The 25,212-nt window shown below is 40.8% G+C and carries 25 protein-coding genes and 1 tRNA gene; 12 read left to right on the top strand and 14 right to left on the bottom strand.

Annotated features, from left to right (window positions below):
• Positions 1-25: 25 nt before the first annotated feature.
• Entirely contained in the window at positions 26-1,627 is a 1,602-nt protein-coding gene (gene purH / locus CKV69_RS05150; protein WP_014326220.1) for a bifunctional phosphoribosylaminoimidazolecarboxamide formyltransferase/IMP cyclohydrolase, read from the bottom strand.
• Between the two features lie 172 nt (positions 1,628-1,799).
• Entirely contained in the window at positions 1,800-3,530 is a 1,731-nt protein-coding gene (locus CKV69_RS05155) for a protein-disulfide reductase DsbD (RefSeq protein ID WP_014326221.1), read from the bottom strand.
• 208 nt (positions 3,531-3,738) lie between these two features.
• On the opposite strand from CKV69_RS05155, the gene CKV69_RS05160 reads away from it, so the two are divergent.
• From CKV69_RS05160 to arcA, 3 genes are all read left to right on the top strand, one after another.
• A complete protein-coding gene (locus tag CKV69_RS05160; RefSeq protein WP_005720999.1) occupies positions 3,739-4,005 on the top strand; it encodes a type B 50S ribosomal protein L31 in 267 nt (88 codons plus the stop codon).
• A gap of 10 nt (positions 4,006-4,015) precedes the next feature.
• Positions 4,016-4,156, top strand: a complete 141-nt coding sequence (gene ykgO, locus CKV69_RS05165) for a type B 50S ribosomal protein L36 (RefSeq protein WP_005720998.1) — start codon at positions 4,016-4,018, stop codon at positions 4,154-4,156.
• 237 nt (positions 4,157-4,393) lie between these two features.
• The gene (arcA, locus tag CKV69_RS05170; protein ID WP_005723609.1) at positions 4,394-5,104 is read left to right on the top strand and encodes a two-component system response regulator ArcA; all 711 of its coding nucleotides are present in this window, start codon (positions 4,394-4,396) and stop codon (positions 5,102-5,104) included.
• A gap of 48 nt (positions 5,105-5,152) precedes the next feature.
• On the opposite strand, the gene ubiD is transcribed toward arcA, so the two are convergent.
• On the bottom strand, positions 5,153-6,631 hold the full coding sequence (gene ubiD, locus CKV69_RS05175) for a 4-hydroxy-3-polyprenylbenzoate decarboxylase (protein WP_014326223.1): 1,479 nt from the start codon (positions 6,629-6,631) through the stop codon (positions 5,153-5,155).
• Between the two features lie 159 nt (positions 6,632-6,790).
• Between ubiD and smpB the strand changes: the two genes are divergently transcribed.
• Complete coding sequence (smpB, locus tag CKV69_RS05180) at positions 6,791-7,273, top strand: SsrA-binding protein SmpB (RefSeq protein ID WP_014326224.1); 483 nt, start codon at positions 6,791-6,793, stop codon at positions 7,271-7,273.
• 48 nt (positions 7,274-7,321) lie between these two features.
• Here the strand turns inward: smpB and CKV69_RS05185 are convergent, their stop codons facing one another.
• The 3 genes from CKV69_RS05185 to CKV69_RS05195 form a co-directional block, all read right to left on the bottom strand.
• Positions 7,322-7,531: a TOBE domain-containing protein gene (locus CKV69_RS05185; RefSeq protein WP_005723602.1), complete on the bottom strand. Its 210-nt coding sequence runs from the start codon at positions 7,529-7,531 to the stop codon at positions 7,322-7,324.
• 87 nt (positions 7,532-7,618) lie between these two features.
• Complete coding sequence (gene qseC / locus CKV69_RS05190; protein WP_014326225.1) at positions 7,619-8,992, bottom strand: quorum sensing histidine kinase QseC; 1,374 nt, start codon at positions 8,990-8,992, stop codon at positions 7,619-7,621.
• Positions 8,979-9,650, bottom strand: coding sequence for a response regulator (locus CKV69_RS05195; protein WP_005723597.1), 672 nt, complete (start codon positions 9,648-9,650; stop codon positions 8,979-8,981). Before CKV69_RS05195 ends, qseC begins: the two co-directional genes overlap by 14 nt.
• A gap of 476 nt (positions 9,651-10,126) precedes the next feature.
• On the opposite strand from CKV69_RS05195, the gene CKV69_RS05200 reads away from it, so the two are divergent.
• The 4 genes from CKV69_RS05200 (at position 10,127) to CKV69_RS05215 (ending at position 12,603) form a co-directional block, all read left to right on the top strand.
• Entirely contained in the window at positions 10,127-10,576 is a 450-nt protein-coding gene (locus tag CKV69_RS05200) for an HvfX family Cu-binding RiPP maturation protein (RefSeq protein WP_005720797.1), read from the top strand.
• A gap of 42 nt (positions 10,577-10,618) precedes the next feature.
• Complete coding sequence (gene hvfA / locus CKV69_RS05205) at positions 10,619-10,909, top strand: oxazolone/thioamide-modified RiPP metallophore HvfA (protein ID WP_014326227.1); 291 nt, start codon at positions 10,619-10,621, stop codon at positions 10,907-10,909.
• 61 nt (positions 10,910-10,970) lie between these two features.
• On the top strand, positions 10,971-11,894 hold the full coding sequence (locus CKV69_RS05210) for an HvfB family MNIO-type RiPP peptide maturase (RefSeq protein ID WP_014326228.1): 924 nt from the start codon (positions 10,971-10,973) through the stop codon (positions 11,892-11,894).
• Positions 11,884-12,603 (top strand): HvfC family RiPP maturation protein, encoded by a 720-nt coding sequence (locus tag CKV69_RS05215; protein ID WP_014326229.1) that lies wholly within the window; start codon positions 11,884-11,886, stop codon positions 12,601-12,603. Before CKV69_RS05210 ends, CKV69_RS05215 begins: the two co-directional genes overlap by 11 nt.
• Positions 12,604-12,669: 66 nt before the next feature.
• On the opposite strand, the gene CKV69_RS10760 is transcribed toward CKV69_RS05215, so the two are convergent.
• The 7 genes from CKV69_RS10760 to CKV69_RS05250 all read right to left on the bottom strand — a co-directional run bounded on the left by CKV69_RS10760 (position 12,670) and on the right by CKV69_RS05250 (position 17,301).
• Positions 12,670-12,870, bottom strand: coding sequence for an anti-sigma factor family protein (locus CKV69_RS10760; RefSeq protein ID WP_005720712.1), 201 nt, complete (start codon positions 12,868-12,870; stop codon positions 12,670-12,672).
• Positions 12,871-13,422: a sigma-70 family RNA polymerase sigma factor gene (locus tag CKV69_RS05225; protein WP_005720711.1), complete on the bottom strand. Its 552-nt coding sequence runs from the start codon at positions 13,420-13,422 to the stop codon at positions 12,871-12,873. It lies immediately after the preceding gene.
• A gap of 121 nt (positions 13,423-13,543) precedes the next feature.
• Positions 13,544-13,629, bottom strand: a tRNA-Leu gene (locus CKV69_RS05230).
• A gap of 13 nt (positions 13,630-13,642) precedes the next feature.
• Complete coding sequence (gene secG, locus CKV69_RS05235) at positions 13,643-13,990, bottom strand: preprotein translocase subunit SecG (RefSeq protein ID WP_010906527.1); 348 nt, start codon at positions 13,988-13,990, stop codon at positions 13,643-13,645.
• Between the two features lie 217 nt (positions 13,991-14,207).
• Positions 14,208-16,160, bottom strand: a complete 1,953-nt coding sequence (locus tag CKV69_RS05240) for a DNA topoisomerase III (protein WP_014326230.1) — start codon at positions 16,158-16,160, stop codon at positions 14,208-14,210.
• Positions 16,161-16,169: 9 nt separating this feature from the next.
• The gene (recR, locus tag CKV69_RS05245) at positions 16,170-16,772 is read right to left on the bottom strand and encodes a recombination mediator RecR (RefSeq protein ID WP_005720705.1); all 603 of its coding nucleotides are present in this window, start codon (positions 16,770-16,772) and stop codon (positions 16,170-16,172) included.
• Between the two features lie 199 nt (positions 16,773-16,971).
• Complete coding sequence (locus tag CKV69_RS05250) at positions 16,972-17,301, bottom strand: YbaB/EbfC family nucleoid-associated protein (protein WP_005723457.1); 330 nt, start codon at positions 17,299-17,301, stop codon at positions 16,972-16,974.
• 228 nt (positions 17,302-17,529) lie between these two features.
• Here CKV69_RS05250 and acnB point away from each other — a divergent pair, with 228 nt between their 5' ends.
• Both acnB and CKV69_RS05260 read left to right on the top strand, forming a co-directional pair.
• Positions 17,530-20,136: a bifunctional aconitate hydratase 2/2-methylisocitrate dehydratase gene (acnB, locus tag CKV69_RS05255; RefSeq protein WP_005723455.1), complete on the top strand. Its 2,607-nt coding sequence runs from the start codon at positions 17,530-17,532 to the stop codon at positions 20,134-20,136.
• A gap of 101 nt (positions 20,137-20,237) precedes the next feature.
• Positions 20,238-21,266: an ABC transporter substrate-binding protein gene (locus CKV69_RS05260; protein ID WP_014326232.1), complete on the top strand. Its 1,029-nt coding sequence runs from the start codon at positions 20,238-20,240 to the stop codon at positions 21,264-21,266.
• Positions 21,267-21,316: 50 nt separating this feature from the next.
• Here the strand turns inward: CKV69_RS05260 and epmA are convergent, their stop codons facing one another.
• Positions 21,317-22,288, bottom strand: a complete 972-nt coding sequence (epmA, locus tag CKV69_RS05265; protein ID WP_005723452.1) for an elongation factor P--(R)-beta-lysine ligase — start codon at positions 22,286-22,288, stop codon at positions 21,317-21,319.
• 352 nt (positions 22,289-22,640) lie between these two features.
• Between epmA and frdA the strand changes: the two genes are divergently transcribed.
• Positions 22,641-24,440 carry a fumarate reductase (quinol) flavoprotein subunit gene (gene frdA, locus CKV69_RS05270; protein WP_005723450.1) on the top strand — a complete coding sequence of 600 codons (1,800 nt, stop codon included), beginning with the start codon at positions 22,641-22,643 and terminating at the stop codon, positions 24,438-24,440.
• Positions 24,433-25,203: a succinate dehydrogenase/fumarate reductase iron-sulfur subunit gene (locus CKV69_RS05275; protein WP_005723448.1), complete on the top strand. Its 771-nt coding sequence runs from the start codon at positions 24,433-24,435 to the stop codon at positions 25,201-25,203. Before frdA ends, CKV69_RS05275 begins: the two co-directional genes overlap by 8 nt.
• Positions 25,204-25,212 lie beyond the last annotated feature (9 nt).

Consider the following 25,212-nt stretch of genomic DNA (forward strand, 5'->3'; position numbering starts at 1 on the left):
AATGTCAAAAATGACATTGCACATCCTAGTGTCTAAAGTGACGCATTCCGGTCAATACCATCACCATATTATGTTCATCGGCGGCGTCGATCACTTCTTGATCACGCATTGAACCACCTGGATGAATCACGCATTGAATCCCTACTTTGGCAGCAGCATCAATTCCATCACGGAATGGGAAGAACGCATCAGACGCCATCACACAACCTGCCACATCCAGTCCTTCATCTTGCGCTTTAATGCCCGCAATTTTAGCCGAATAGACACGGCTCATTTGCCCCGCACCAATACCAATAGTTTGGTTATCTTTGGCATATACGATGGCATTCGATTTAACAAATTTCGCCACTTTCCAGCAGAATAACAAATCTTTTAATTCTTGCTCTGTCGGCTGACGTTTGCTCACCACTTTTAAGTCAGCTAAATCGACCATGCCTAAATCAGCTTCTTGAACCAATAAACCGCCATTGACACGCTTTACATCTAGGCGTTGTTGCGTACCTGACCACTCACCACATTCTAACACTCGCACATTTTTCTTTGCTTTCAATAAAGCTTTTGCCTCTTCAGCAACCATTGGTGCAATAATCACTTCCACGAATTGACGATCAATAATCGTTTGCGCAGTGGTGGCATCTAACTCACGGTTAAAGGCAATAATGCCACCGAAAGCGGAAGTCGGGTCAGTCTGATAAGCCCGGTTATAAGCCGCCAAAATGTCTGCGCCTAATGCCACACCACAAGGATTGGCGTGTTTCACAATGACACAAGCCGGCTCATCAAAGCTTTTCACACATTCAAGCGCAGCATCGGTATCAGCGATATTGTTATAAGAAAGGGCTTTACCTTGTAATTGTTTTGCGGTGGATACAGAAGCTTCTTTTACGTCTTGCTCCACATAAAAAGCGGCTTTTTGATGCCCATTCTCACCATAACGCATGGTTTGTTTACGGATAAAGTTTAAATTTAAAGTACGTGGAAACTGACCGCACTTCGCCTCGGCATCTTCTTCCTCTGCAACAAAATAAGGTTTGACTAATTGACCAAAATAGTTCGCAATCATGGCATCATATTGTGCCGTATGTTCAAACGCTTTAATCGCAAGATCAAAGCGAGTTTCCAACGTTAGGCTATTTTGGTGTTGATCCATTTCAGCCAGAATCGCGTTGAAATCGCTATTATTAACGACAATTGCAACATCTTGATGATTTTTCGCGGCTGAGCGCACCATTGTTGGTCCGCCAATATCAATATTTTCCACGGCATCTTCTAAACTGCAATTTGGTTTCGCAACCGTTGCAGCAAAAGGGTATAAATTCACCACCACCATATCGATACCTTCGATACCCTGTTGGCTCATCACCTCATCATCTGTACCACGACGCCCTAAAATACCACCATGTACTTTGGGATGTAATGTCTTCACGCGTCCATCCATCATTTCTGGAAAGCCTGTGTAATCTGAGACTTCTGTTACCGCTAAGCCGTGGTCAGCTAATAATTTGGCAGTACCACCTGTTGAAAGTAATTTCACACCACGTTGAACAAGAGCTTGAGCGAACTCAACAATACCTGTTTTATCAGAAACACTCAGTAATGCTTGGCGAATAGGACGATTAGGTTGCATGGAAAATCCTTAAAATTAAGCGTTGAAAATAAGTCATAAAAGAAAGGTCGCATTATAACGCAAACGTTTGCGCTTGTGTAACGATTTTCAATAAAAAAACAGCTTATTTCTCTCATCATAAAAATAAGCTGTATTGTTTTAGCGCTCACAAAGATAAGAAGAAGCCTCTTCCTTATTGGCTAATTGGCTGAATAGACTTCATTTTTTGTAACCAATCCACAAAAGGGCTGGCTTGCATAAAACCTGTTATTCTTGAGCCTTCAATTTCCTGACCTTGTTGATTAAAGAAAATCAAGGTAGGCAAACCAATGACGTGAAGCTTTTGCATAAGTTCCCGATTCGCCTCACTGTTCTTCGTCATATCAACTTGTAAAAGTAAAACATCGGCAAATGCTTTCTGTACAGCAACATCGCTAAAGGTATGCGTTTCAAACTCTTTACAGGCAACACACCAATCCGCATATAAATCTAACATCGCCAGAGAGTTAGGATTCTTGCTTAACACTTGTTGTAATTGGGCATAACTGGTAATGCGTTCAAATTGAGACAGAGAAGTCGTTTGATGTGCTGGCGTATATCGGTTCATTGCATAGCTATAATATAAATACCCCATTACACCAAGGATAAAAGTGAATACCCATACCCCTTTATTATTTCTGAATTGATACAACAACCATAGCGAGAACGCAAACGCTAAACTGAACCATAATGGCATTTCGATTTCAGGAAACACACGCGAAATTAAAAAGATCGGCAAGGCTAACAACACAAAACCAAACGCATTTTTCACTTGAATCATCCAATTACCTGATTTTGGCAAGATATTATTACCAAAGACAGTAATAAAAATGAGTGGTAAGCCCATCCCTAAGGCTAATAAATATAAGGTGATCGCACCGGTGAATAAATCACCACTTTGCGCCACATAAAGTAATGCGCCGGATAATGGTGCAGAAGTGCAAGGTGACGCGACTAAGCCTGCAATCATTCCCATCACAAACACCCCACCAAATACCCCTGATTTCTGCTGCTGGCTATATTGGGTTAATTTGGTTTGCAAGCTAACAGGTAATTGCAAAGTGAATAGCCCAAACATAGATAAAGCGAGCAACACAAAAATCGCGGATAACGTTAATAAGACATAAGGGCTTTGTAATGCCACTTGAAAAGGTAAACCAATCGCTGCCACAATTAAACCAAGCAAAGTATAAGTCAACGCCATCCCTTGTACATACACAACGCTTAATCCGAACGCTTTGGCTGTACTCGGACGCTGTTCACGACCAATGACAATAGCTGATAATAAAGGCAGCATCGGCAAAACACAGGGAGTAAAAGCGAGTCCCAGACCAAACAAGAAAAACCAAAAGACCGCATATTTACTCTCGATCAACTTTGCAGCTAAACGATCTTGCTCTGCTAATGGTAGTTCAGAAAGTACACTCTCTTCTTTCAATACCGCGCTTGAAATTTGCCCAGATTCCCTCTCTAACGAGGTTAACGCAATCACTCGGGTTTCAGGTGGATAGCAAAAACCTTCTGTGCAGCCTTGATAAGTAATTTCAACTTGTTTCGTCGCAGATAACTGAGTAAAAGGCAAAGAAAAGGTCAATTGATGACGATAAATCTCAACGTCACCAAAAAAATCATCTTGATGTATTTCCGCTAACGGCAGTTGAGGGATAAACAGTTGCCCATTCTCTCCTTTTATTTCAAGACTTTTTTTATACAGATAATAACCAGAAGCAATATCCCAATTTAAAGATAGCCTGTCATTCTGCTGCCTTTCTGTGAAGACAAATGCTTGCTCCGCTTTCAAAAAGGCGTTTTTTTTATCAAACACGCCCGCATTGACGGATAAACTTGTCCAAATTAAAAAGAAAATAAAAAATATTTTTTTCATAAGCAAAACCATGTCATTCCACGACAACATAAAATAATAAAAACGACTTATTTTTCATATTATTACAAACATTACAATCCGTTTATCTCTGTGACGGATTCTGAGATCACTTATTTTCCCATAAAAAATAAGTTTTGATAATTATTTCTATTTCATGTAGGATAGCCCCATTCGTTATTTTTCAGAAAAAAATAAGAGGCACGCCAATATGAAAAAAGGTATTCATCCAGAAAATTACCGTACTGTACTATTTTATGACTCAAATGCAAAGCAAGGTTTTTTAATTCGCTCTTGCGCCAGAACCACAACGACCATGAAATGGGAAGATGGTCATGAATATCCTGTCTTTATGTGTGATACCTCCTCAGCATCACACCCGTACTATACAGGTAAAACACGTCAAATTGCGAATGAAGGTCGTGCAAGCGACTTTGTCAATCGCTACGGCAAATTTGGCACATTAAAATCAAAATAAGGACACGCCCATGCAAGTATTAAGTTCATTAAAGAGTGCGAAAACACGCCATCCCGGCTGTAAGATTGTACGCCGCCATGGGGTTGTGTATGTTATTTGCAAAGAAAATCCGCGTTTTAAAGCACGCCAAGGCGGTAAAAAGAAGCGCTAGAAGGCTCTCGTTTTTGTATGTAAGTAAAATGAGCTATTGCTCAACTTTTCCCCCAATAACCTCACTCTATTGGGGGATTTTTTTATGATCTATATCATGAAATCACCATCTAATTTAACAAAACGCCTTTTTCTTATTGTTACAATTATGTTGCAACTATAGAATGGGCAAGTTAATTTTATCCTTAATATTCTTAACAGAATGATTAACATTGAAAACTTGTAATAGGATGTATAAATGGGAACGCCACAAATTTTAATTGTTGAAGACGAAGCAATCACCAGAAATACCTTAAAAAGTATTTTTGAGGCGGAAGGTTATGAAGTATTTGAGGCGGCAGACGGCGCACAGATGCACCGTATTCTGTCTAATAAAGTGATTAATCTTGTCATTATGGATATCAACTTACCCGGTAAGAATGGACTCATGCTCGCCCGCGAACTACGAGAAACGACCAATACCGCATTAATGTTTTTAACTGGTCGCGATAATGAAGTGGATAAAATTCTTGGTCTAGAAATCGGTGCGGATGATTACATCACAAAACCATTCAATCCAAGAGAATTAACCATTCGTGCACGAAATTTATTACAACGCACGATGCAAGAAAATAGTAAAGATAGCCATCATCCTATTGAGCAATATCGCTTTAATGGCTGGACACTAGACTTAAATAGCCGCACGTTAATTAATCCAGAAGGGGAAGAATATAAACTTCCACGCAGTGAATTCCGTGCGATGTTACATTTCTGTGAAAACCCAGGCAAAATTCAAACCCGTGAAGAATTATTGAAGAAAATGACGGGACGTGAATTAAAGCCACAAGATCGGACAGTAGATGTCACTATTCGTCGTATTCGCAAACATTTTGAAGATCATCCAGAAACCCCAGAAATTATCGCCACGATCCATGGTGAAGGTTATCGTTTCTGTGGTGAATTAGAATAAACTGAATAATTCAAAAAGCCTGTAATACATATTACAGGCTTTTTTATGCTATGGCTCATTTTCAAAGATAGCTAAACTGTCCCAAATCTCATCCACTCTTTTCACAACATCGGGATCTTTTTTAATCGGTACCCCCCATTCACGTTGAGTTTCTCCCGGCCATTTATTGGTTGCATCAATTCCCATTTTGGAGCCTAAACCGGCAACAGGTGAAGCAAAATCAAGGTAATCAATCGGTGTATTTTCCACTAAAGTTAAATCACGAGCCGGATCACATCTTGTGGTCATCGCCCAGATCACATCTTTCCAATCTCGTGCATTGACATCATCATCACAAACAATCACAAACTTTGTGTACATAAACTGACGTAAGAAAGACCAAACGCCCATCATCACGCGTTTAGCATGACCAGCATACTGTTTCTTAATCGTAACCACCGCTAAACGATAAGAACAGCCTTCAGGTGGTAAATAAAAATCCACAATTTCGGGAAACTGCTTTTGCAGAATCGGAATAAACACTTCATTTAGTGCTTCACCCAAAACAGCAGGCTCATCGGGCGGACGCCCCGTGTAAGTAGAATGATAAATCGGATCTTTACGCATAGTAATATGGGTAACCGTAAACACAGGGAAATATTCTTGTTCATTATAATACCCCGTATGATCACCATATGGACCTTCCAAGGCGGTTTCATTCGGATCAATATAGCCTTCTAGCACAATTTCTGCACTGCCAGGTACTTCCAGATCATTGCTGACGGATTTCACCACAGACGTCTTGGTCCCACGTAATAATCCCGCAAAGGCATACTCTGACAAGGTATCTGGTACCGGCGTAACGGCGCCTAAAATCGTCGCAGGATCGGCACCCAGTGCCACAGAAACAGGAAATGGCTCGCTAGGGTGTGTTTCTTTCCACTCTTGGAAATCTAATGCGCCACCACGGTGAGATAGCCAACGCATAATCAATTTATTTTTAGCCACTAATTGTTGGCGATAAATGCCTAAATTTTGCCGTTTTTTCAATGGTCCTTTTGTGATCGTCAAGCCCCATGTCACTAAGGGCGCGACATCTTCTTTCCAGCATTGCATAATAGGCAGCTTATACAGATCAACATCCTCGTCCTTTAAAACGACTTGTTGGCAATCAGCTTTACCCAATACTTTAGTGGGCATATTCAACACCTGCTTAAATTGCGGAATACTCGAAAGAAAATCTTTAAACCCTTTCGGTGGCTCAGGCTCTTTTAAAAAAGCCAATAATTTCCCGACGTCACGTAACGCGGAGACCTGCTCTTGCCCCATCCCCATTGCTACTCTTTTCGGTGTCCCAAATAAATTACACAGTACGGGGATATCAAATCCTTTCGGATTTTCAAACAACAACGCAGGACCGCCCGCACGCAATGTGCGGTCTGCAATTTCGGTCATTTCTAAATGTGGATCAATTTCTTGCTTGATCCGCTTTAGCTCACCACGCTGTTCCAATAAAGTAAGAAAATCACGCAAATCTTTATATTTCATAGTCAGTACCATTTGAATGTTATTTTCGATGCCAATTTCTACTCGCACCTTAGACAGTAAAATATGTTATAGACAACAAGCTTGATTGCAAGCAATTTTGCTATCTCAAGCAACTTTCTGTAAAATCAAGCAAATTAAAATTTGATGACGCGGATTATTATGACAAAGAAAAAAGTAAAAGTTGGCACAAATACGATAGCCTTAAATAAACGTGCACGACACGATTATTTTATTGAAGACGAAATGGAAGCGGGTCTGGAATTGCAAGGCTGGGAAGTGAAGTCGATGCGTGCTGGAAAAGCCAACATTAGTGACAGTTATATTATCTTTAAACAAGGCGAAGCTTATTTATTTGGTGCAACAATTCAGCCACTTAATGTCGTTTCAACGCATATTGTGTGTGATCCCACACGGACACGCAAGCTGTTACTCAAGCAAAAAGAACTGGCATCATTATTTGGGAAAGCCAATCGTGATGGCTATACTATCGTTGCTCTCTCACTCTATTGGAAAGGCGCTTGGGCTAAACTGAAAATTGGTCTTGCCAAAGGGAAAAAACAGCACGACAAACGTGAAGATATCAAAGAACGCGAGTGGAAAGTCACGAAAGATCGTATTATGAAAAATGCACGCCTTGGCTAAAAAAAAGCCTTGTGAGCATCATCACAAGGCTTTTTTAAACTAGCGAGATTATTCTACACCGACCATCACAGAAGTCGCTTTAATAATAGCGTAAGCGTCTTTACCAACTTCCAATTTCAATTCTTCTACTGCAGCCATTGAAATGGTTGACGTAATCACATTCCCGGCGCCAATATCAATACTTACTACGGCATTGACAGCACCTTTTTCTAAAGCGACCACTTTCCCTTTAAATTGATTTCTTGCACTAATTTTCATGTTTTTTCCTCTTAATAAAATGGATAAAATTCACTACGAATTCGTCGCAATTATATCCAAGATGCAAAATAAAACAAGTTAAAAAAATTAAATTTTATTTAATAAAATCAATGATCTAAATCCTTTTATATAACCCTTATCATCTTTCACATTTTCTAACCGGAATTGATAATGATGTAGGGTGGCAATGCGCTGAACAATCGATAAACCCAATCCACTTCCCTTTTCATTTTGCCCTGCAGGACGATAAAAACGCTGTCCTAACTTCGCTAAATCGGCATCATTCACCCCATTACCATTATCTTCAATCACAATACGATCGGCATAAAGCTTAATCGTTATGGTACTTCCTTCTGGGCAATAGCGAAGCGCATTATCAATCAAATTACGTAACATTAATGATAATAAAAGGGGTTGCCCTTGTTGCACTGGTGGCGCGGCAATTAATTCAAATTGGAGATCCATTTGCCGTTTTTGCGCAGAAAAATAAAGTTCACTCACTAAAGACGCAATTAACGGCTCCCAATGAATCGCTTCCATTTCATCTAACTCAGCTAAATTATCCAAACGAGAGAGCGTGAGTAAACGTTCAATTAATTGACTAGCACGATCAATCCCTAACGTTAAGTTTTGCAAGGCTTGCTCGCGCATCAAAGCATCATCTCCTGCCATTTGTGCAACTTCAGTTTGAATGCGCAATGCCGCCAATGGACTACGTAATTCATGTGCGGCATCTGAAGTAAAACGTCTCTCACGCAATAACATCGTGGCAGTTCGCTCAAAGAAATGATTTAAATTGTGGATTAACGGTAAAATTTCTGTCGGTAAATTTTCGCTCGGTAAAAGTGAAGTATCATCTGGACGGCGTTGCATTAACTGCGCATTCACTTGTTTTAGCGGTCGCAGCTCACGGCTAATCACCCAAACCAAAATCCCTAATAAAAAAGGTAAACTCGCGAACCAAATCCACATTTGCCCAAACACCATTTGGTTAATCAGATCTTCGCGATAGTCCATTTCTTGCCCTACGGCAATAATCCATTTTCCTTGATTGACTGGCAACCAAAAAATCCGCCAACGATCGTCATCTTCACGGATAGCACTGACTGAAAAACCACTGTGCGGTGCAAAAATGAAATTTTCCCCATTATTCCCATCGCTTAAAAGAAGATCACCGCGATGATTAAAAATTGCAAAAGCAAGAGCATCGTCATCATAGTGCCGAACTTTCTTGAGCTGTTTATTCACATTATGAGGGGCACGAGCAATCAGCATATTATGTAAATTCGCTGAGGCCAAACGCTGAGCTAATAGAATCTGTTGCGCATCAAAAACATCATTCACTTCTTTTCTTACTTGAAACCACGCCACCGCGGTTGAAGCTAACCAAATCACTAATGCGGTCAACGATAACGTGAAAATTAAACGAACTCGTAAACTTGTTTGCTTAAGCCATTTCATCATTTTTTCCTAGCGCATACCCTACACCATGCACAGTACGAATAAATTGTTTCCCTAATTTTTGGCGTAAATTATAAATATGGACCTCCAAGGCATTACTACTGACTTCATCGTCCCAGTTATAAAGTTTCTCTTCAATCATACGGCGAGAAAGCACGCGATCTTTATTCAACATAAATAACTCTAATAATTTATATTCTCTCGTCGTTAACGCCACCTCTTCCTGTCTTAAAAACACTTTGCGCTGATTCGGGTCAAAACAGACCAAGCTATGTTCAATCACTGGGCTAGCTTGCCCATAACGACGACGAATGAGTGCCTGCAAACGTGCAATCACTTCGACTAATGCAAAAGGTTTACATAAATAATCATCAGCTCCTTTTTGCAATCCCATCACTCGTTCATCTAGCGTATCGCGCGCGGTTAGAATTAATACGGGTACATCGTATTTTTCTTTACGCCAACGCTGCAGGATGTCTAATCCATCCATTTTAGGTAAGGTTAAATCTAACACAACCGCATCATAAGGCGCACTTTTTACCGCCTCTAATCCTGTTTTGCCATCCTGAAACCAATCAACTAAAAAACCCGATTTAGTTAGCCCAATCTGTAAGCCATTGCCAATTAAGGCATCATCTTCTATTAATAAAATTCGCATTTTTTTGACCGCACTTTTTTCAAAACTTGTTCTTATTTTACACAAAAATAAAGAAAATCCCCATTCTCCATGACCTTAATCTAGCAGACAAAGATTAAGGAAGTCTTAATCTCAACCTACTTTTCAAAAAACTGACGGCACTTTTATCAGTCAATCACAAAAAAAGTAAAAAAATCTTGTAAGAAATGGATTTCCTGTTTCGACTAATCCCAGCATAACGCCATGATTAAGGAAAACCAGTGCGCTATATGTCGAATGATCATAGGGATAGGGACTGGCTTCTGTGTGAGAGAGGAGGTTCCACATTAAGTAGCCAAAATGATGTTCTCTTCGGCGCATTTAAGCAGAGAAAAGAAAGGAGAGCCATTCCTGCTTAAAAGGGAATTTTTCCCGACACCATTGAAAACTGGCATATGGAAAATGTCATCAATGGGCTTACAAGGTATGGATAACTTGTAATAACAATGAGGTAAATAATGTATAAGACAAATTCCAATATCCAATGGATTGGCACTGGCATCGGCCTACTTGGTTTACGTCTTTTTCTCGCTTGGGAATTTTTTGAATCGGGTAAAGAAAAATGGAAGGGCGAAAACTGGTTTATGGAAATACAAGAAAGTTTTCCTTTCCCATTCAATGTCATCCCAAGCGATCTTAATTGGACATTGGCAATGGGGGCAGAACTCTTATTACCGTTCTTCCTCATTCTCGGCTTTTTCACTCGTTGTAGTGCATTAAGCCTGACCATCTTAACCGCTGTTGCTTGGTACAGCGTACATGCAGGGGCGGGTTATAACGTGTGTAATAATGGTTACAAAATGGCCTTAATTTATATCGTCACCTTGTTACCATTAATCACTCAAGGGGCAGGAATATTCTCTGTAGATCACTTACTACAGCGAAAATCCCCGACCTTAAATCAATAAAAAAATGCGAAAGTATTTCATACATCATAGAGGAGATTAAAGATGAAAAAATTGGCAACTTTAGCCGCATTAGCCGGTGCATTAACCATGGCAGCAACAGCGCCTGCACAAGCAGAAATGAAATCAGCAGGGAAGGCTGAGCAATGTGTCGAAGGTAAATGCCTAAAAACCAAAGCGGCTGAAGGTAAATGTGGTGAAGGTAAATGTGGTGCACATGACCACAAAGCAAAAGCGGCAGAAGGTAAATGCGGTGAAGGCAAATGTGGTACACATGATCACAAAGCAAAAGCCGCTGAAGGTAAATGTGGCGAAGGAAAATGCGGTTCTAAATAAAGCACAACGATTGCTGGTGTAATGTTTACACCAGCGCTTTAATTAAAATAATGGAGTCAATATGATGTTACAAGGTGCAGGCTTAGGGTATCGTCGTGATCTCGCTGAAGATTTTTTATTACTGCCCGACAACAGCGTTGTCAACTTTATGGAAGTGGCACCAGAAAATTGGATCAAAATGAGAGGGGCGGCGCGCTATAAATTTGATCAAGCGGCAGAACGATTTCCACTCGCCGTCCATGGCCTTTCACTCTCTTTAGGTGGACAGGCGCCTTTAGATAAAGCCTTATTACAGGGCATTAAAGCATTAATGACACAATATCAAGCTGTCTTTTTTTCTGAGCATTTAAGCTATTGTGAATGTGACGGACATCTTTATGATTTGCTCCCGATGCCATTTACAGAAGAAGCCGTAAAACATGTGGCACAGCGTATTCGTGAAGTACAAGATTTTCTGGGTATGCAAATTTCCTTAGAAAATACGTCCTATTATTTGCATTCACCAACCAGTACCATGAACGAAGTCGAATTTCTAAACGCCATAGCCCAAGAGGCTAACTGTGGTATTCACTTAGATGTCAATAATATTTATGTGAATGGTGTGAACCATGGCTTGCTCAATCCTTATGTTTTTTTAGATCATGTTGATGTTAGCCGTGTAAACTATATTCATATTGCAGGACACGATGAGGAACATGGCGCCGCAAATCCGATTTCCCCTTCTGATGAAGCCTTTAATAAAATAAAAGGAGAATATCGTCATCTCCCCCAATTATTAGTGGACACACATGGTGAGGCGGTAAAAGGTAATGTCTGGGATTTATTAGAATATGCTTATCAACGTTTACCGCATATTCCACCAACATTACTTGAACGTGATTTTAATTTCCCTCCGTTTGCCGAGCTTTATGCTGAAGTCGAACATATTGCGCAACTGCAACAAAAACACGCTAAACTGACAGTGGAAAATCGCCATGCAGCCTAAATCATCGAATCTTAAAGCAACCCAAGCTGCTCTAGCTAAAGCCGTACGTCTAGGGCATGCTGACCCTTTAAATGGTTATGCACCACAGCGTTTAGCCGTTTATGCTCGCTTAGTACGTAATAACACATTTGGGTTTATTGATCGCTGTTTTGTTGAAGCCCCAAATCATCTTTCAGCAACAAGGTGGGCAGAAACGAAAGAACGTTTTATCCAAGAAGGGAAAGCAACATCCCCCTATTTCCAAGATATCGCGGGAGAATTTCTTACCTTTTGTCAGACACAAACTGATTTCTCGGCAGACATTTTAGCTTTAATGGATTTTGAATATACTCAACTGCTTGCCGAGGTAGAAAAAACGAATCTTACTGATCCGATAGCGTGGGATGAGAGAACAGAGATGCAATTATCTCCTGCTGCTTTCCTCAAAAGTTATGATGTGGACTTTTTATCAAGTCACTTTAGTCAGCTTGAAAAAGCTGCATCGCATATCATTGTTTGGCGTAACCGACATTTTCAGGTAAAACAGCAAAAACTGTCCGAATTAGATTTTTGGTTACTGACTTACCTTACTGAGCAACCGACATCACTCTTACATCTCTCACAGGCATTAGCGGATCTCATCGCTGATCACGCTAGCTTACAGCCGATTTTGGCACAAGCGTGGACAAATTGGTTTGAAGCAGATGTCATCTGTCCAGTTACAGACTAAAAAACCGCAATCCATTTGTCTTAATACAAAAACGGTGAAAATGTTTTGCATTTTCACCGCACTTTTTTATTCAGGCTTACTCTCGTCTTTATCATGCTGCTGTGCAAATTGTTTCATCATTTGACTTAAACTTTCACAGTTTTTACCGAAATTATCACATCTTAGGCACATTAAACGATGTAACCTAACCCCCACGCTTTCGACTAAGGATAATGGTCTTTCATGAGATTCTGAGATGAGTTTCGTCACTTTAAAACAATATTTCATTTATCTCTCCCCCATTTTTGTCGTCAAACAATGCTGTAGCTGTAAACGAGCGCGGTAAAGTAATACATGCAAATTCGAGGTCGTTATTTGTTCTGTTGAACAAATATCCTCTGATGTCAGCTCTAAATACTCACGCATCATAAAGACTTTCGCTTGCAATGCCGGTAAGCGCGTCAAACACACTTCAAACAGAACCCAAAATTGCTCAGAATACACCGTATTTTCATTCTCTTGTAAACGAGAAGGTGCATATTCTTTACGCCAACGTCCACCATCAAAAAAGCTATTTTCATCCTCATCAGTGATAAGTTCGCTTTCTACCACAAAACGATGATTAACGCGCAAGTAGTCAATAATTTTGTTCTTTAAAATCGCAAAGATCCATGTTTTTAATGCGGATTGTCGTTTAAAACTCTCTATATTTTTTAATGCGCTAACAAAGGCTTCTTGTACCACATCCTCTGCCAAAATAGGATCTTTAAGTTGCAACGTTGCAAATTTCAACATTTGCCCACGAATTGTTTCTAATTCTTCTGATGAAATATTGTGCATAACCTATTTTAATCCATTAAATATTCAAAATTTGAAAACCTAAAGGCTGTAAATAATCTAGCAATCACATTGACAAAAAAGGCTAGAATTTTAATTTCTAGCCTTTTTGCTCTCTTTTAAATGGTGCTCTGGGCGAGACTTGAACTCGCACGTCCGATGGACACTACCCCCTCAAGATAGCGTGTCTACCAATTCCACCACCAGAGCTTAATCTTTTTAATTATTGAGGAATATCGCTATTTTTTGTCTCAACCGCTGGCGCATCTATTTTTTGCTGTTGTTGAATTTGCTCAGCTGTTGCAGATAAATCATCAAATTTGCCTTGCTTGACGTTATTACGGTGAGAGTTAACATTGCCAATCACAATACTCATCACAAAAAACGCTGTCGCTAAAAGCGCTGTCATTTTAGATAAAAAGTTACCTGACCCAACAGAACCAAAAATTGTACCAGAGGCACCACCGCCAAAAGACGCACCAGCATCCGCACCTTTACCTTGTTGAATCAAGATCAGAAAGACGATGACAATTGCAATGATTGCATAACCCAATAATAGTGTTTGATACATTATACTCTTCTCTAAAGTGCAAATTTGCATTTAAATTAACGTGCGGATATTATCGAATATCGTCATGAAGCGCAAGTAATTTTCTTCATTCCCATGTCACTTGTTGGTATTTTATTCAACAGTACTTAATTCCTCACTCATTCAGCCTCAATTAGCCCCCGCTTACCTGAGCAAAGTCCAAAAGATGTAACTTTTATCTAACTGGCATTTTACCTTGCTAAGTAGGACGCTTTTTAGACTTCGCGCTCGTCTTTTTCGAAAAAGACGGAGGTTTCTCCACTTGACTTAATTGGCGTAACGCGGCGAAGTTCACATAACGCATCAACTCAGGTAAAAAGTTCGTCAACGTTGACATAAATTGCTGATAACTCATTTCTTTCTGACTAATACTGGTCAATTGTGATTCCCAATGCGCAGTCATATCAGGCTGTGTTGCCACATCGGGTAAGGCTTGAATTAAAATACGCCCAGTTTCAGTACTGTGAATATTGCGTCCTTTTTTATATAAAAAACCCCGCTTAAATAAGAGTTCAATAATGCCAGCCCTTGTTGCTTCTGTCCCTAACCCATCTGTTTCCCGCAGAATTTTTTTCAATTCTTTGTCTTGTACAAAACGCGCAATTCCGGTCATTGCAGAAAGCAATGTCGCATCAGTAAAGGGTTTAGGGGGTTGTGTTTTTTTACTAACAATTTCCCCTTTCTCGCAAAATAAAATCTGCCCTTTTTTCACGACAGGTAATAAAGGTTCTTGCTGCTCATCACTGTCTTCTTTCCCCAAAAGTTGTTTCCAGCCCGCAACTTGTAAATTCCGCGCTTGCGCAATAAAGGAGCCCCCCGCAATATTTAAGGTTATTTTACTTTTCCGATATTCTGCATCCGGACAAAATTGCATTAAATACTGCCGTGCGATTAAATGATAAATTTGCCATTCACGCTGATTCAGGTTAACGGGGGTATTTTTCGCTGTTGGAATAATGGCGTGGTGTGCCTCTACTTTTTTATCATTCCAGCAACGATTTTTTTGCTCTGGATTTAAAATATCAGGCAAAGGCTGATAGTCTGAAATATGGCGAGAAATCGCCTGAAAGACTTTTGTGCGTTCCGCGAAATGCTCTTCTGGTAAATAACGGCAATCCGAACGCGGATATGTAATCAAACGGTGCGTTTCATACAAACGTTGACAAATATCCAATACTTCTTGTGCCGATAAGCCATAACGTTTCGCCGCATCAATTTGTAACGCGGACAAAGAATAAGGCAACGGCGCACTTTCATGTTCGCGTTTATCCACATACTCCACCACCTCTGCAGGTTGTTGCGCAATCCGTTTGACTACATTTTCCACTAACCCTAACGAAAGCACACGTCCTTCTTCGTCCTGATAATCTTCGCACGCCTTACTTGGCAGCCATAAGGCTTTAAATTGTGGAATGTCCGCTTTCTCTTGCGCAGAAAGTGCGGTGATTTTTTCTGGTGTTTCCGCTTGAATATGGGCAAGTACTTCAAAAAAATCCTTTGGTTTGAAGTTTTCGATCTCTAAATCTCGACGCACAATCAAGCCCAACACAGGGGTTTGTACACGTCCCACTGACAACACACCTTGATAACCAGCTTGCCGACCTCGCAAGGTATAAGCGCGTGTCATGTTAATACCATACAGCCAATCTGCCCTAGCTCGTGCTAAAGCGGAAGTAGCAAGAGGGATAAAATTGCGATTTGATTGTAGTTTGTTCACGGCTTTTTCAACCGCACTTGGATTCAGATCACTAATTAAACAACGCTGAATCTGATTCAGTTTATCGACACTTAAATTAGCATAGCTAAACACTTCATCCACCAATAACTGCCCTTCACGATCGGGGTCGCCTGCGTTAATCAAAATATCCGCTTGATGAATCAATTTTTCAACGATAGTTAATTGTTTGTGTACATCTTTACGGGGAATGAGTTGCCATTTTTCAGGAATGATCGGCAGATGTTCTAAGCGCCATTGCTTAAATTTGGGATCATAGGCATCGGGTTCGGCTTGTTCGAGTAAATGCCCTATGCACCATGTCACATAATCATCGGCACCACACTTAATAAAGCCGTCACCTCGCTGGTGAGGTTTAGGTAACACATCCGCAATGGCTCTTGCAAGGCTGGGTTTCTCCGCTATAAATAATCGCATTATCGAATTTTACCCGAGTTGGCGACGTCCTAAAAAGGAATGAGTCAAGGTTGTACCATCCACCATTTCTAATTCCCCCCCCACTGGAATCCCATGCGCAATACGGGTGACTTTGATATTTTGTTGCATACAAAGCTCTGCGATGTAATTCGCTGTGGCATCACCTTCGACGGTTGGGTTAGTAGCCAAAATCACTTCATGAAAGCTTTCTTCTTGCAAGCGTTTTTGTAATAAATGCAAACCAATTTCTTTAGGACCAATTCCATCTAATGGTGATAAATGCCCCATTAACACAAAATAACGCCCTGAAAACTGTCCTGTTTGTTCAATGGCTTGAATATCAGACGGCTGCTCAACCACACAAAGTAGACCTGAATGCTGACGGCGAGGGTTGTTACAAATCGTGCACACCTCTTCTTCCGTAAAAGTACGACAATGGCTGCAATGTCCGATTTTTGACATCGCTTCCGTTAAAGCGCGGGCAAGTTCCATGCCTCCATTACGATTACGTTGTAATAAGTGATATGCCATACGTTGAGCAGATTTTGGTCCAACACCGGGTAAACAACGTAAACTTTCGATCAAATGTTCGAGTAATGGGCTGGTCTGCATGATGTATTTCTCTTTTGTCCTAAATGTGTATGAGTGAAAAATGACCGTTTTTTCTTTTTCTATGCAAAATAAATTTCATAAAAAACAGACCGCACTTTGAGCTATTTTTCAAAAGTGCGGTCATTTTAAAAAGTTTTATTGTCTCACTTAATCAAGATGCTTTTGTTTACGTTCTTTGACAACACAAAGAAAACAAAGATTAAAACGGCATTTTAAAGCCTGGTGGTAACGCCATACCGGCAGTAACTGACGCCATTTTCTCTTTTTGTAATTCTTCCGCACGACGTACTGCATCATTAAATGCTGCGGCAATTAAGTCCTCAAGCATATCTTTATCGTCTTCCATTAAACTAGGATCGATTTCTACGCGACGACAATTATGCGCACCATTGATAGTAATTTTAACCAAGCCCGCACCAGATTCCCCAGTAACTTCTAGCTGCGCAATCTCTTCTTGCATTTTTTGCATACGATCTTGCATCTGTTGCGCTTGTTTCATTAAATTGCCTAAACCGCCTTTTCCAAACATAATTTTTTCCATCTGTTAATTTAAAAATTGGTTGGCATTTTAGCGAAAAATTTCAAAGTTGGAAATAAAGAAACGTGATCTAGTCTAAAAATTCGGCTTTTTCCTGTTGAGAGGATAAATTTTCCGTATTATAGTATGTTTTAACAATTTCGTAACGAAACCTTACCGCACTTGATACGAATGCGGTTTTCCCTAACAGAAATAAAAGCAAACCCCATGAGGTAACCTATGTCTGACTTTCTACAATCTTATCAACAACATGTTGATGAACGTGCGGCATTAGGCATTGTGCCGAAACCTTTAGATGCAGAACAAACCGCCCAATTAATTGAACTCCTAAAAAACCCACCTGCTGATAAAGCTGACTTTCTTTTAAATTTATTCGAAACGCGTATCCCTGCTGGTGTTGATGAAGCCGCCTATGTGAAAGCCTCGTTTCTCGCCGCCGTCGCAAAACGTGATGTACAGTCTCCGCTCATTTCCGCAGAAAAAGCCGTGCAACTATTAGGAACGATGCAAGGTGGCTATAATATTGAGCCACTTCTTCATGCGCTTGATGATGAAACACTCGCCCCAATTGCGGTTGAAGCACTTTCTACCACACTTTTAATGTTTGATAACTTCCACGATGTAGCTGAGCGAGCGAAGAAAGGCAATCTATTTGCCAAACAAGTTTTGACTTCGTGGGCAAATGCAGATTGGTTTTTATCTCGTCCGAAATTAGCGGAAAAACTCACTGTTACCGTATTTAAAGTAACAGGGGAAACCAATACTGACGATCTGTCACCTGCCCAAGATGCCTGGTCACGTCCAGATATTCCATTACATGCATTGGCGATGTTAAAAAATACCCGTGATGGCATTGAGCCTGACGATGCTGGCAATGTCGGACCAATTAAACAATTAGAACAATTAAAACAAAAAGGTTTTCCATTGGCTTATGTCGGCGATGTTGTCGGGACAGGCTCTTCACGTAAATCCGCCACCAACTCTGTGCTTTGGTTTATGGGGGAAGATATTCCTTATATTCCAAATAAACGTGCTGGCGGTGTGGTACTGGGTGGCAAAATTGCGCCGATTTTCTTCAACACAATGGAAGATGCCGGTTCATTACCAATTGAAGTGGATGTCAGTGAACTCAACATGGGGGATGTGATTGATATTTATCCATACCAAGGCAAAATTTGTCGTCATGATACTGACGAGGTTTTAGCTGAATTTAGTTTAAAAACCAATGTGCTGTTAGATGAAGTGCGTGCAGGTGGTCGTATTCCATTAATCATTGGACGTGGTCTAACCCATAAAGCACGTTGTGAATTAGGTCTGCCTGAAAGTGATATTTTTGCCAAACCACAATGCAGTACAGAAAGCCAAAAAGGTTTTACTCTTGCCCAAAAAATGGTGGGGCGCGCTTGTGGTGTAGACGGTATTCGTCCAGGACAATACTGTGAACCACGCATGACCTCTGTCGGTTCACAAGATACCACTGGACCAATGACTCGTGATGAGTTAAAAGACCTTGCTTGTTTGGGTTTCTCCGCTGATTTAGTGATGCAATCTTTCTGTCATACGGCGGCTTATCCAAAACCGGTTGACGTAGTCACACATCACACACTCCCTGATTTCATTATGAATCGTGGCGGGGTTTCATTACGTCCTGGTGATGGTGTCATTCACTCTTGGCTAAACCGTATGTTATTACCTGATACAGTTGGTACAGGTGGTGACTCGCATACGCGTTTCCCGATTGGAATTTCCTTCCCTGCGGGTTCTGGCTTAGTGGCATTTGCAGCAGCCACAGGTGTCATGCCATTAGATATGCCGGAGTCAGTATTAGTGCGCTTTAAAGGCGAAATGCAACCGGGAATTACCTTGCGCGATTTGGTGCATGCGATCCCTTATTATGCGATTAAACAAGGTTTGCTCACCGTAGAGAAAAAAGGCAAGAAAAACATTTTCTCTGGACGTATTTTAGAAATTGAAGGCTTAGAGAACTTAAAAGTCGAACAGGCGTTTGAGCTTTCTGATGCATCAGCAGAACGTTCTGCCGCAGCTTGTACAATTAAACTGGCGAAAGAACCCATTATTGAATATTTAAATTCAAATATCGTGTTATTGAAATATATGATTGCCGAAGGCTATGGCGATGCGCGCACACTTGAGCGCCGGATTAAAGGCATGGAGCAATGGCTGGCTGATCCACAACTAATGGAAGCCGATCCTGATGCTGAATATGCGGCAGTGATTGAAATTGACCTCGCTGAAATCAAAGAACCGATTTTATGTGCACCAAATGATCCCGATGACGCGCGTTTATTGTCCGAAGTCCAAGGCGATAAAATTGATGAAGTCTTTATCGGATCTTGCATGACAAATATAGGTCACTTCCGTGCAGCAGGAAAATTATTAGCCAAGTTCAAAGGCATGATTCCAACTCGCCTCTGGATTGCCCCACCAACTAAAATGGATGCGGCATTATTAAGTGAAGAAGGTTATTACAGTATTTATGGTAAAAGTGGCGCACGGATTGAGATTCCAGGTTGTTCATTATGCATGGGTAACCAAGCGCGTGTTGCTGATAATGCCACGGTGGTTTCTACTTCAACGCGTAACTTCCCGAACCGTTTAGGACAAGGCGCAAATGTTTATCTTGCATCTGCCGAGCTAGCCGCGGTTTCGGCGATTTTAGGTAAATTACCAACGCCAGAAGAATACCTCACCTTTGCAGCAGACTTACAACAAGACAAGGACGACACTTATCGTTATATGAACTTTGACCAAATCAACAGCTATACTAAAAAAGCAGATAACGTGATTTTTCAAAGTGCGGTATAATTTTCAAGAATTTTAACACCACAAACGGGGAACATCAGTTCCCCGTTCGCTATGAATGATCACCGTTTTCTCTGACGAGAAAATAAAAGGAATTAAACATCATGAAATTAAAGTCAACCGTCTCTCAACTGTGCTTAGCGTTACCTTTTGTGTTGACAGGACAAGCCTTGGCTGAAGGAAAACTTACTGTCTATTGCAGTGTACAAAATACTACCTGCGAAAAAATGGTACAAACCTTCAGTAAAAAATACGACATTGAAACAAAGTTTATTCGTAATAGCACCGGCGCAACACTGGCAAAATTAATTGCAGAGAAAAATAATCCACAAGCCGATGTATGGTATGGCGGGACGATTGAACACCATTTTCAAGCTGGTGACTTAGCCTTACTGGAACCTTACCGCTCACCTTATCAAGCTGACATTATGCCACAATTTAGAGCTCTCACTGAAAAGCGCGGTGATTTGACCTCTATCGTTTATATGTTGGTACTGGGATTTGGTATTAATACCGAGAAATTCAAACAACTAGGAATCGATACCTATCCAAAATGTTGGTCAGATTTACTCGATCCGCGTTTACAAGGCTATGTACAAATGCCTGATCCGCAAATCTCCGGCACCACCTATACCGCTATCGCTACGCTAATTGAATTATGGGGTGAAGAAAAAGCATTTGATTATCTTAAAAAACTCAATGCCAATGTTTCAGAGTATGTGAAAAGTGCGTTGGTTACCACCAACTTATCACGTGGCGAATCTGCTGTTGCGGTTGGTTTTGTCCACAGTTATGCCACAGAAAAAGAAAATGGCGCACCAGTTGAAAGCATCCAACCTTGTGAGGGCGATGGCTATTCTTTAGGAGGCATGAGTATTGTCAAAAATGCCCGTAATCTTGAGAATGCCAAACGCTTTGTTGACTGGGCATTAACCAAAGAAGCGCAAGAATTGGTTTGGCGAGAAACCAAAGTCTATCAAATTCCAACTAATATCCATGCGGAAGCCTCGCCACAATCTGTCGATCCGAAGCAATTAAAACTGATCAATTATGATTTTGACCGTTTTGGTTCAAGTGCAGAAGGCAAACGTCTCACAGACAAATGGGTCAAAGAAGTGAAAATGGCAAAATAAGCTAAAAAAATAGGCAGATACTGTTCTGCCTATTTTTATTCTCGTCGTGCTTAAGCGTTTTCGATACCAAATGCCATGACTTCATGAATTGCATTTGCGCCTAAGGCAATCATCAATAAGCGATCCACACCTAATGCAATACCAGAACAATTCGGCACTCCCGCTTGTAATGCCCCTAATAAGCGTTTATCAATTTGACGTTGTGGCAAACCCATTTTTTGTCGTTGTACATTATCTTGCTCAAAGCGATGCAATTGTTCATTCACATCTGTTAACTCATGGAAACCATTCGCCAATTCAAGCCCCTTGTAATAAAACTCAAAACGTTCTGCAACACGATGATCTTCAGAGCTGATTTGTGCAAGTGCGGCTTGTGTTGCTGGGAAATGATAAACTGCGACCGGATTTTCTTTACCAATATTCGGCTCAACAACAGTGCTAAATAAAAATTGCAATAAAGTATCACGATCTTCTTGCTCAGCCTGCTGTAAATGATATTGCTTTGCCTTTGCCACTAATTCCGCTTTTTCCGCAGAAAGTGGATCTAAGCCCACATATTCTTGGAAAACAAATTGATAACTTAAACTTTCTGTTGGTTTACAATCCAAAATTTGCTGCAATAGATCATCCACTTCATTAATTAAACGATACATATCAAAATGAGGACGATACCATTCCAACATCGTAAATTCAGGATTGTGACGTTGCCCAGCTTCTTCGTTACGAAACACGTGACATAACTGAAAAATAGGACCACTACCAGCAGCAAGTAAACGCTTCATATGATATTCAGGGCTAGTTGATAACCACAATGCTTTCGATTTTTCAGCTGTAGGTGAAATAAATGTAGTGTTAAACGTCGATAAATGCACATCCGTGACCCCAAATTCACTGAGTACAGGGGTTTCTACTTCTAATAAACCACGATCAGTAAAAAAGCGACGAATTTCAGCAATAATCTTGGCTCGTGCTAGCAAATTCTCAATAGAGGCTGAAGGCTGCCAATTTTCTTGTTCAAACATAAACTTGTCCGTTTTATAAATAAGATGGCGCTATTCTAACTATCCCCTTAGGTTATTTCAAATTCTGCCTCACACTTGTACAGAAAATAATCTACGCATTCTATTTAAGTCGGCGAAATCCCCGTTTAAAAATCTGATTTATCCCTAGAGAAAAAAAGGGTTTCAGCAAAAAAAGCGATCTAGGATAAACGTTCTAAAAAAAACCCGTTTTAACTTTTTTGAGGTAGATCACGAAACTGGTTTTTTCTTGTAAAAAAAGGTTATTAATATCCCAAAATAGTGGCAAAATGAAACTACCCTAATGAACCAATTCCGGTTCCTTTTTACTTTATATTCTGATTGGAGGAATATCGTGCAAACTGTTAATGTCGATATTGCAATTGTAGGTGCTGGTGGCGGTGGTTTACGCGCAGCGATTGCAGCAGCGGAAGCAAACCCTAACTTAAAAATTGCATTAGTATCAAAAGTTTACCCTATGCGCAGTCATACCGTGGCCGCAGAAGGCGGTGCAGCTGCCGTTATCAAAGAGGAAGACTCTTATGATAAACACTTCCATGATACTGTGGCGGGTGGCGACTGGTTATGTGAACAAGATGTGGTTGAATATTTTGTGCAACATTCACCGGTGGAAATGACTCAACTTGAACGCTGGGGCTGTCCTTGGAGCCGTAAACAAGATGGTGATGTCAACGTTCGCCGTTTCGGTGGAATGAAAATTGAGCGTACTTGGTTCGCGGCAGATAAAACCGGTTTCCACTTATTACACACGTTATTCCAAACGTCCATTCAATATCCGCAAATCGTTCGTTTTGATGAGCACTTCGTCTTAGATATTCTCGTTGATGATGGTCATGCGCGTGGTATGGTTGCCATGAACATGATGGAAGGGACCTTAGTACAAATTAATGCCAATGCGGTGGTGATTGCAACGGGTGGTGGTTGCCGTGCATTCCGTTTCAATACCAATGGCGGTATCGTAACAGGGGATGGTCTTTCAATGGCTTACCGTCACGGTGTACCGTTACGTGATATGGAATTCGTTCAATATCACCCAACAGGTTTACCAAATACCGGTATTTTAATGACTGAAGGTTGCCGTGGTGAAGGTGGTATTTTGGTCAACAAAGACGGTTACCGTTATCTCCAAGACTATGGTCTAGGACCTGAAACACCAATCGGCAAACCTGAAAATAAATATATGGAATTGGGTCCTCGTGATAAAGTTTCACAAGCCTTCTGGCAAGAATTACAAAAAGGCAACACCTTAAAAACCGCTAAAGGGGTAGATGTTGTACACCTCGATTTACGTCACTTAGGTGAAAAATACTTACATGAACGCTTACCATTTATTTGTGAATTAGCACAAGCATACGAAGGCGTTGATCCTGCTAAAGCACCAATCCCAGTACGTCCAGTTGTACACTACACGATGGGCGGGATTGAAGTGGACTTCAACAGTGAAACCCGTATCAAAGGCTTATTCGCTGTTGGTGAATGTGCTTCTTCAGGTTTACATGGAGCAAACCGTTTAGGCTCTAACTCTTTGGCTGAATTAGTGGTTCTTGGTCGCGTAGCTGGTGAATACGCCGCACAACGTGCTGTTGAAGCGCCTGCTGTTAACCAAACAGCAGTAGATGCACAAGCGCGTGATATTGTTCAACGTTTAGAAGACTTATATCACCAAGAAGGTAATGAGTCTTGGTCTGAAATCCGCGATGAAATGGGTGATGCCATGGAAGAAGGTTGTGGTATTTACCGTACTCAAGAAAGTATGCAAAAAGCCGTGGATAAAATTGCAGAACTGAAAGAACGTTACAAACGTATTCGCATCACCGACCGTTCTAGCGTGTTTAACACCAATGTCTTATATACGGTTGAATTAGGTTACATCTTAGATGTTGCACAATCTATTGCTAACTCAGCGATTGAGCGTAAGGAATCTCGTGGTGCACACCAACGTTTAGACTACACTGAACGTGACGATGTGAATTACTTGAAACATACCCTTGCTTTCTACAATGGAGATGACGCACCGCGTATTGAATATAGCGATGTAAAAATCACGAAATCTCAACCTGCCAAACGTGTTTATGGTGCAGAAGCCGAAGCACAAGAAGCGGCAAAAGCCAATAAGGAGAACGCAAATGGTTAATCAAGCAATCATGAATATCGAAGTATTGCGTTACAATCCTGAACAGGACAAAGAACCATACTTACGGACTTATCAAGTGCCTTACGATAATCAAACGTCATTGCTTGATGCGTTAGGCTATATTAAAGACAAATTAGAGCCTGAACTTTCTTATCGTTGGTCTTGTCGTATGGCGATCTGTGGTTCATGCGGGATGATGGTTAACAACAAGCCAAAATTAGCCTGTAAAACGTTCTTACGTGACTATAGTGGTCATATGCGTATTGAGCCATTGGCGAATTTCCCAATTGAGCGTGATTTGGTCGTTGATTTAAGCCACTTTATTGAAAGCTTAGAAGCCATTAAGCCTTATATTATCGGCAACCAAGCACCTGCATTAGACGGTAAACCGCATCCATCTTCAGAGTTAGCCAAAAGCCGTACGAAACAAACACCAGCACAACTTGAGAAGTATCGTACTTTCTCAATGTGTATCAACTGTGGTTTATGCTATGCCGCTTGCCCACAATTTGGTTTAAATCCTGAGTTTGTTGGACCTGCTGCATTAACGCTTGCACATCGTTACAACCTTGATAATCGTGACCACGGTAAAGAAGAACGAATGAAGATTATTAATGGTAAAAATGGGGTGTGGAGCTGTACATTTGTTGGCTATTGTTCGGAAGTCTGTCCAAAACACGTCGATCCAGCTTCCGCGGTAAACCAAGGTAAAGTCGAAAGTGCAAAAGACTTTGTAATTGCAATGCTTAAACCGCAAAAGTAAGGAGTGTAA

The organism is Pasteurella multocida, from assembly GCF_900187275.1.
Taxonomy (GTDB): domain Bacteria; phylum Pseudomonadota; class Gammaproteobacteria; order Enterobacterales; family Pasteurellaceae; genus Pasteurella; species Pasteurella multocida.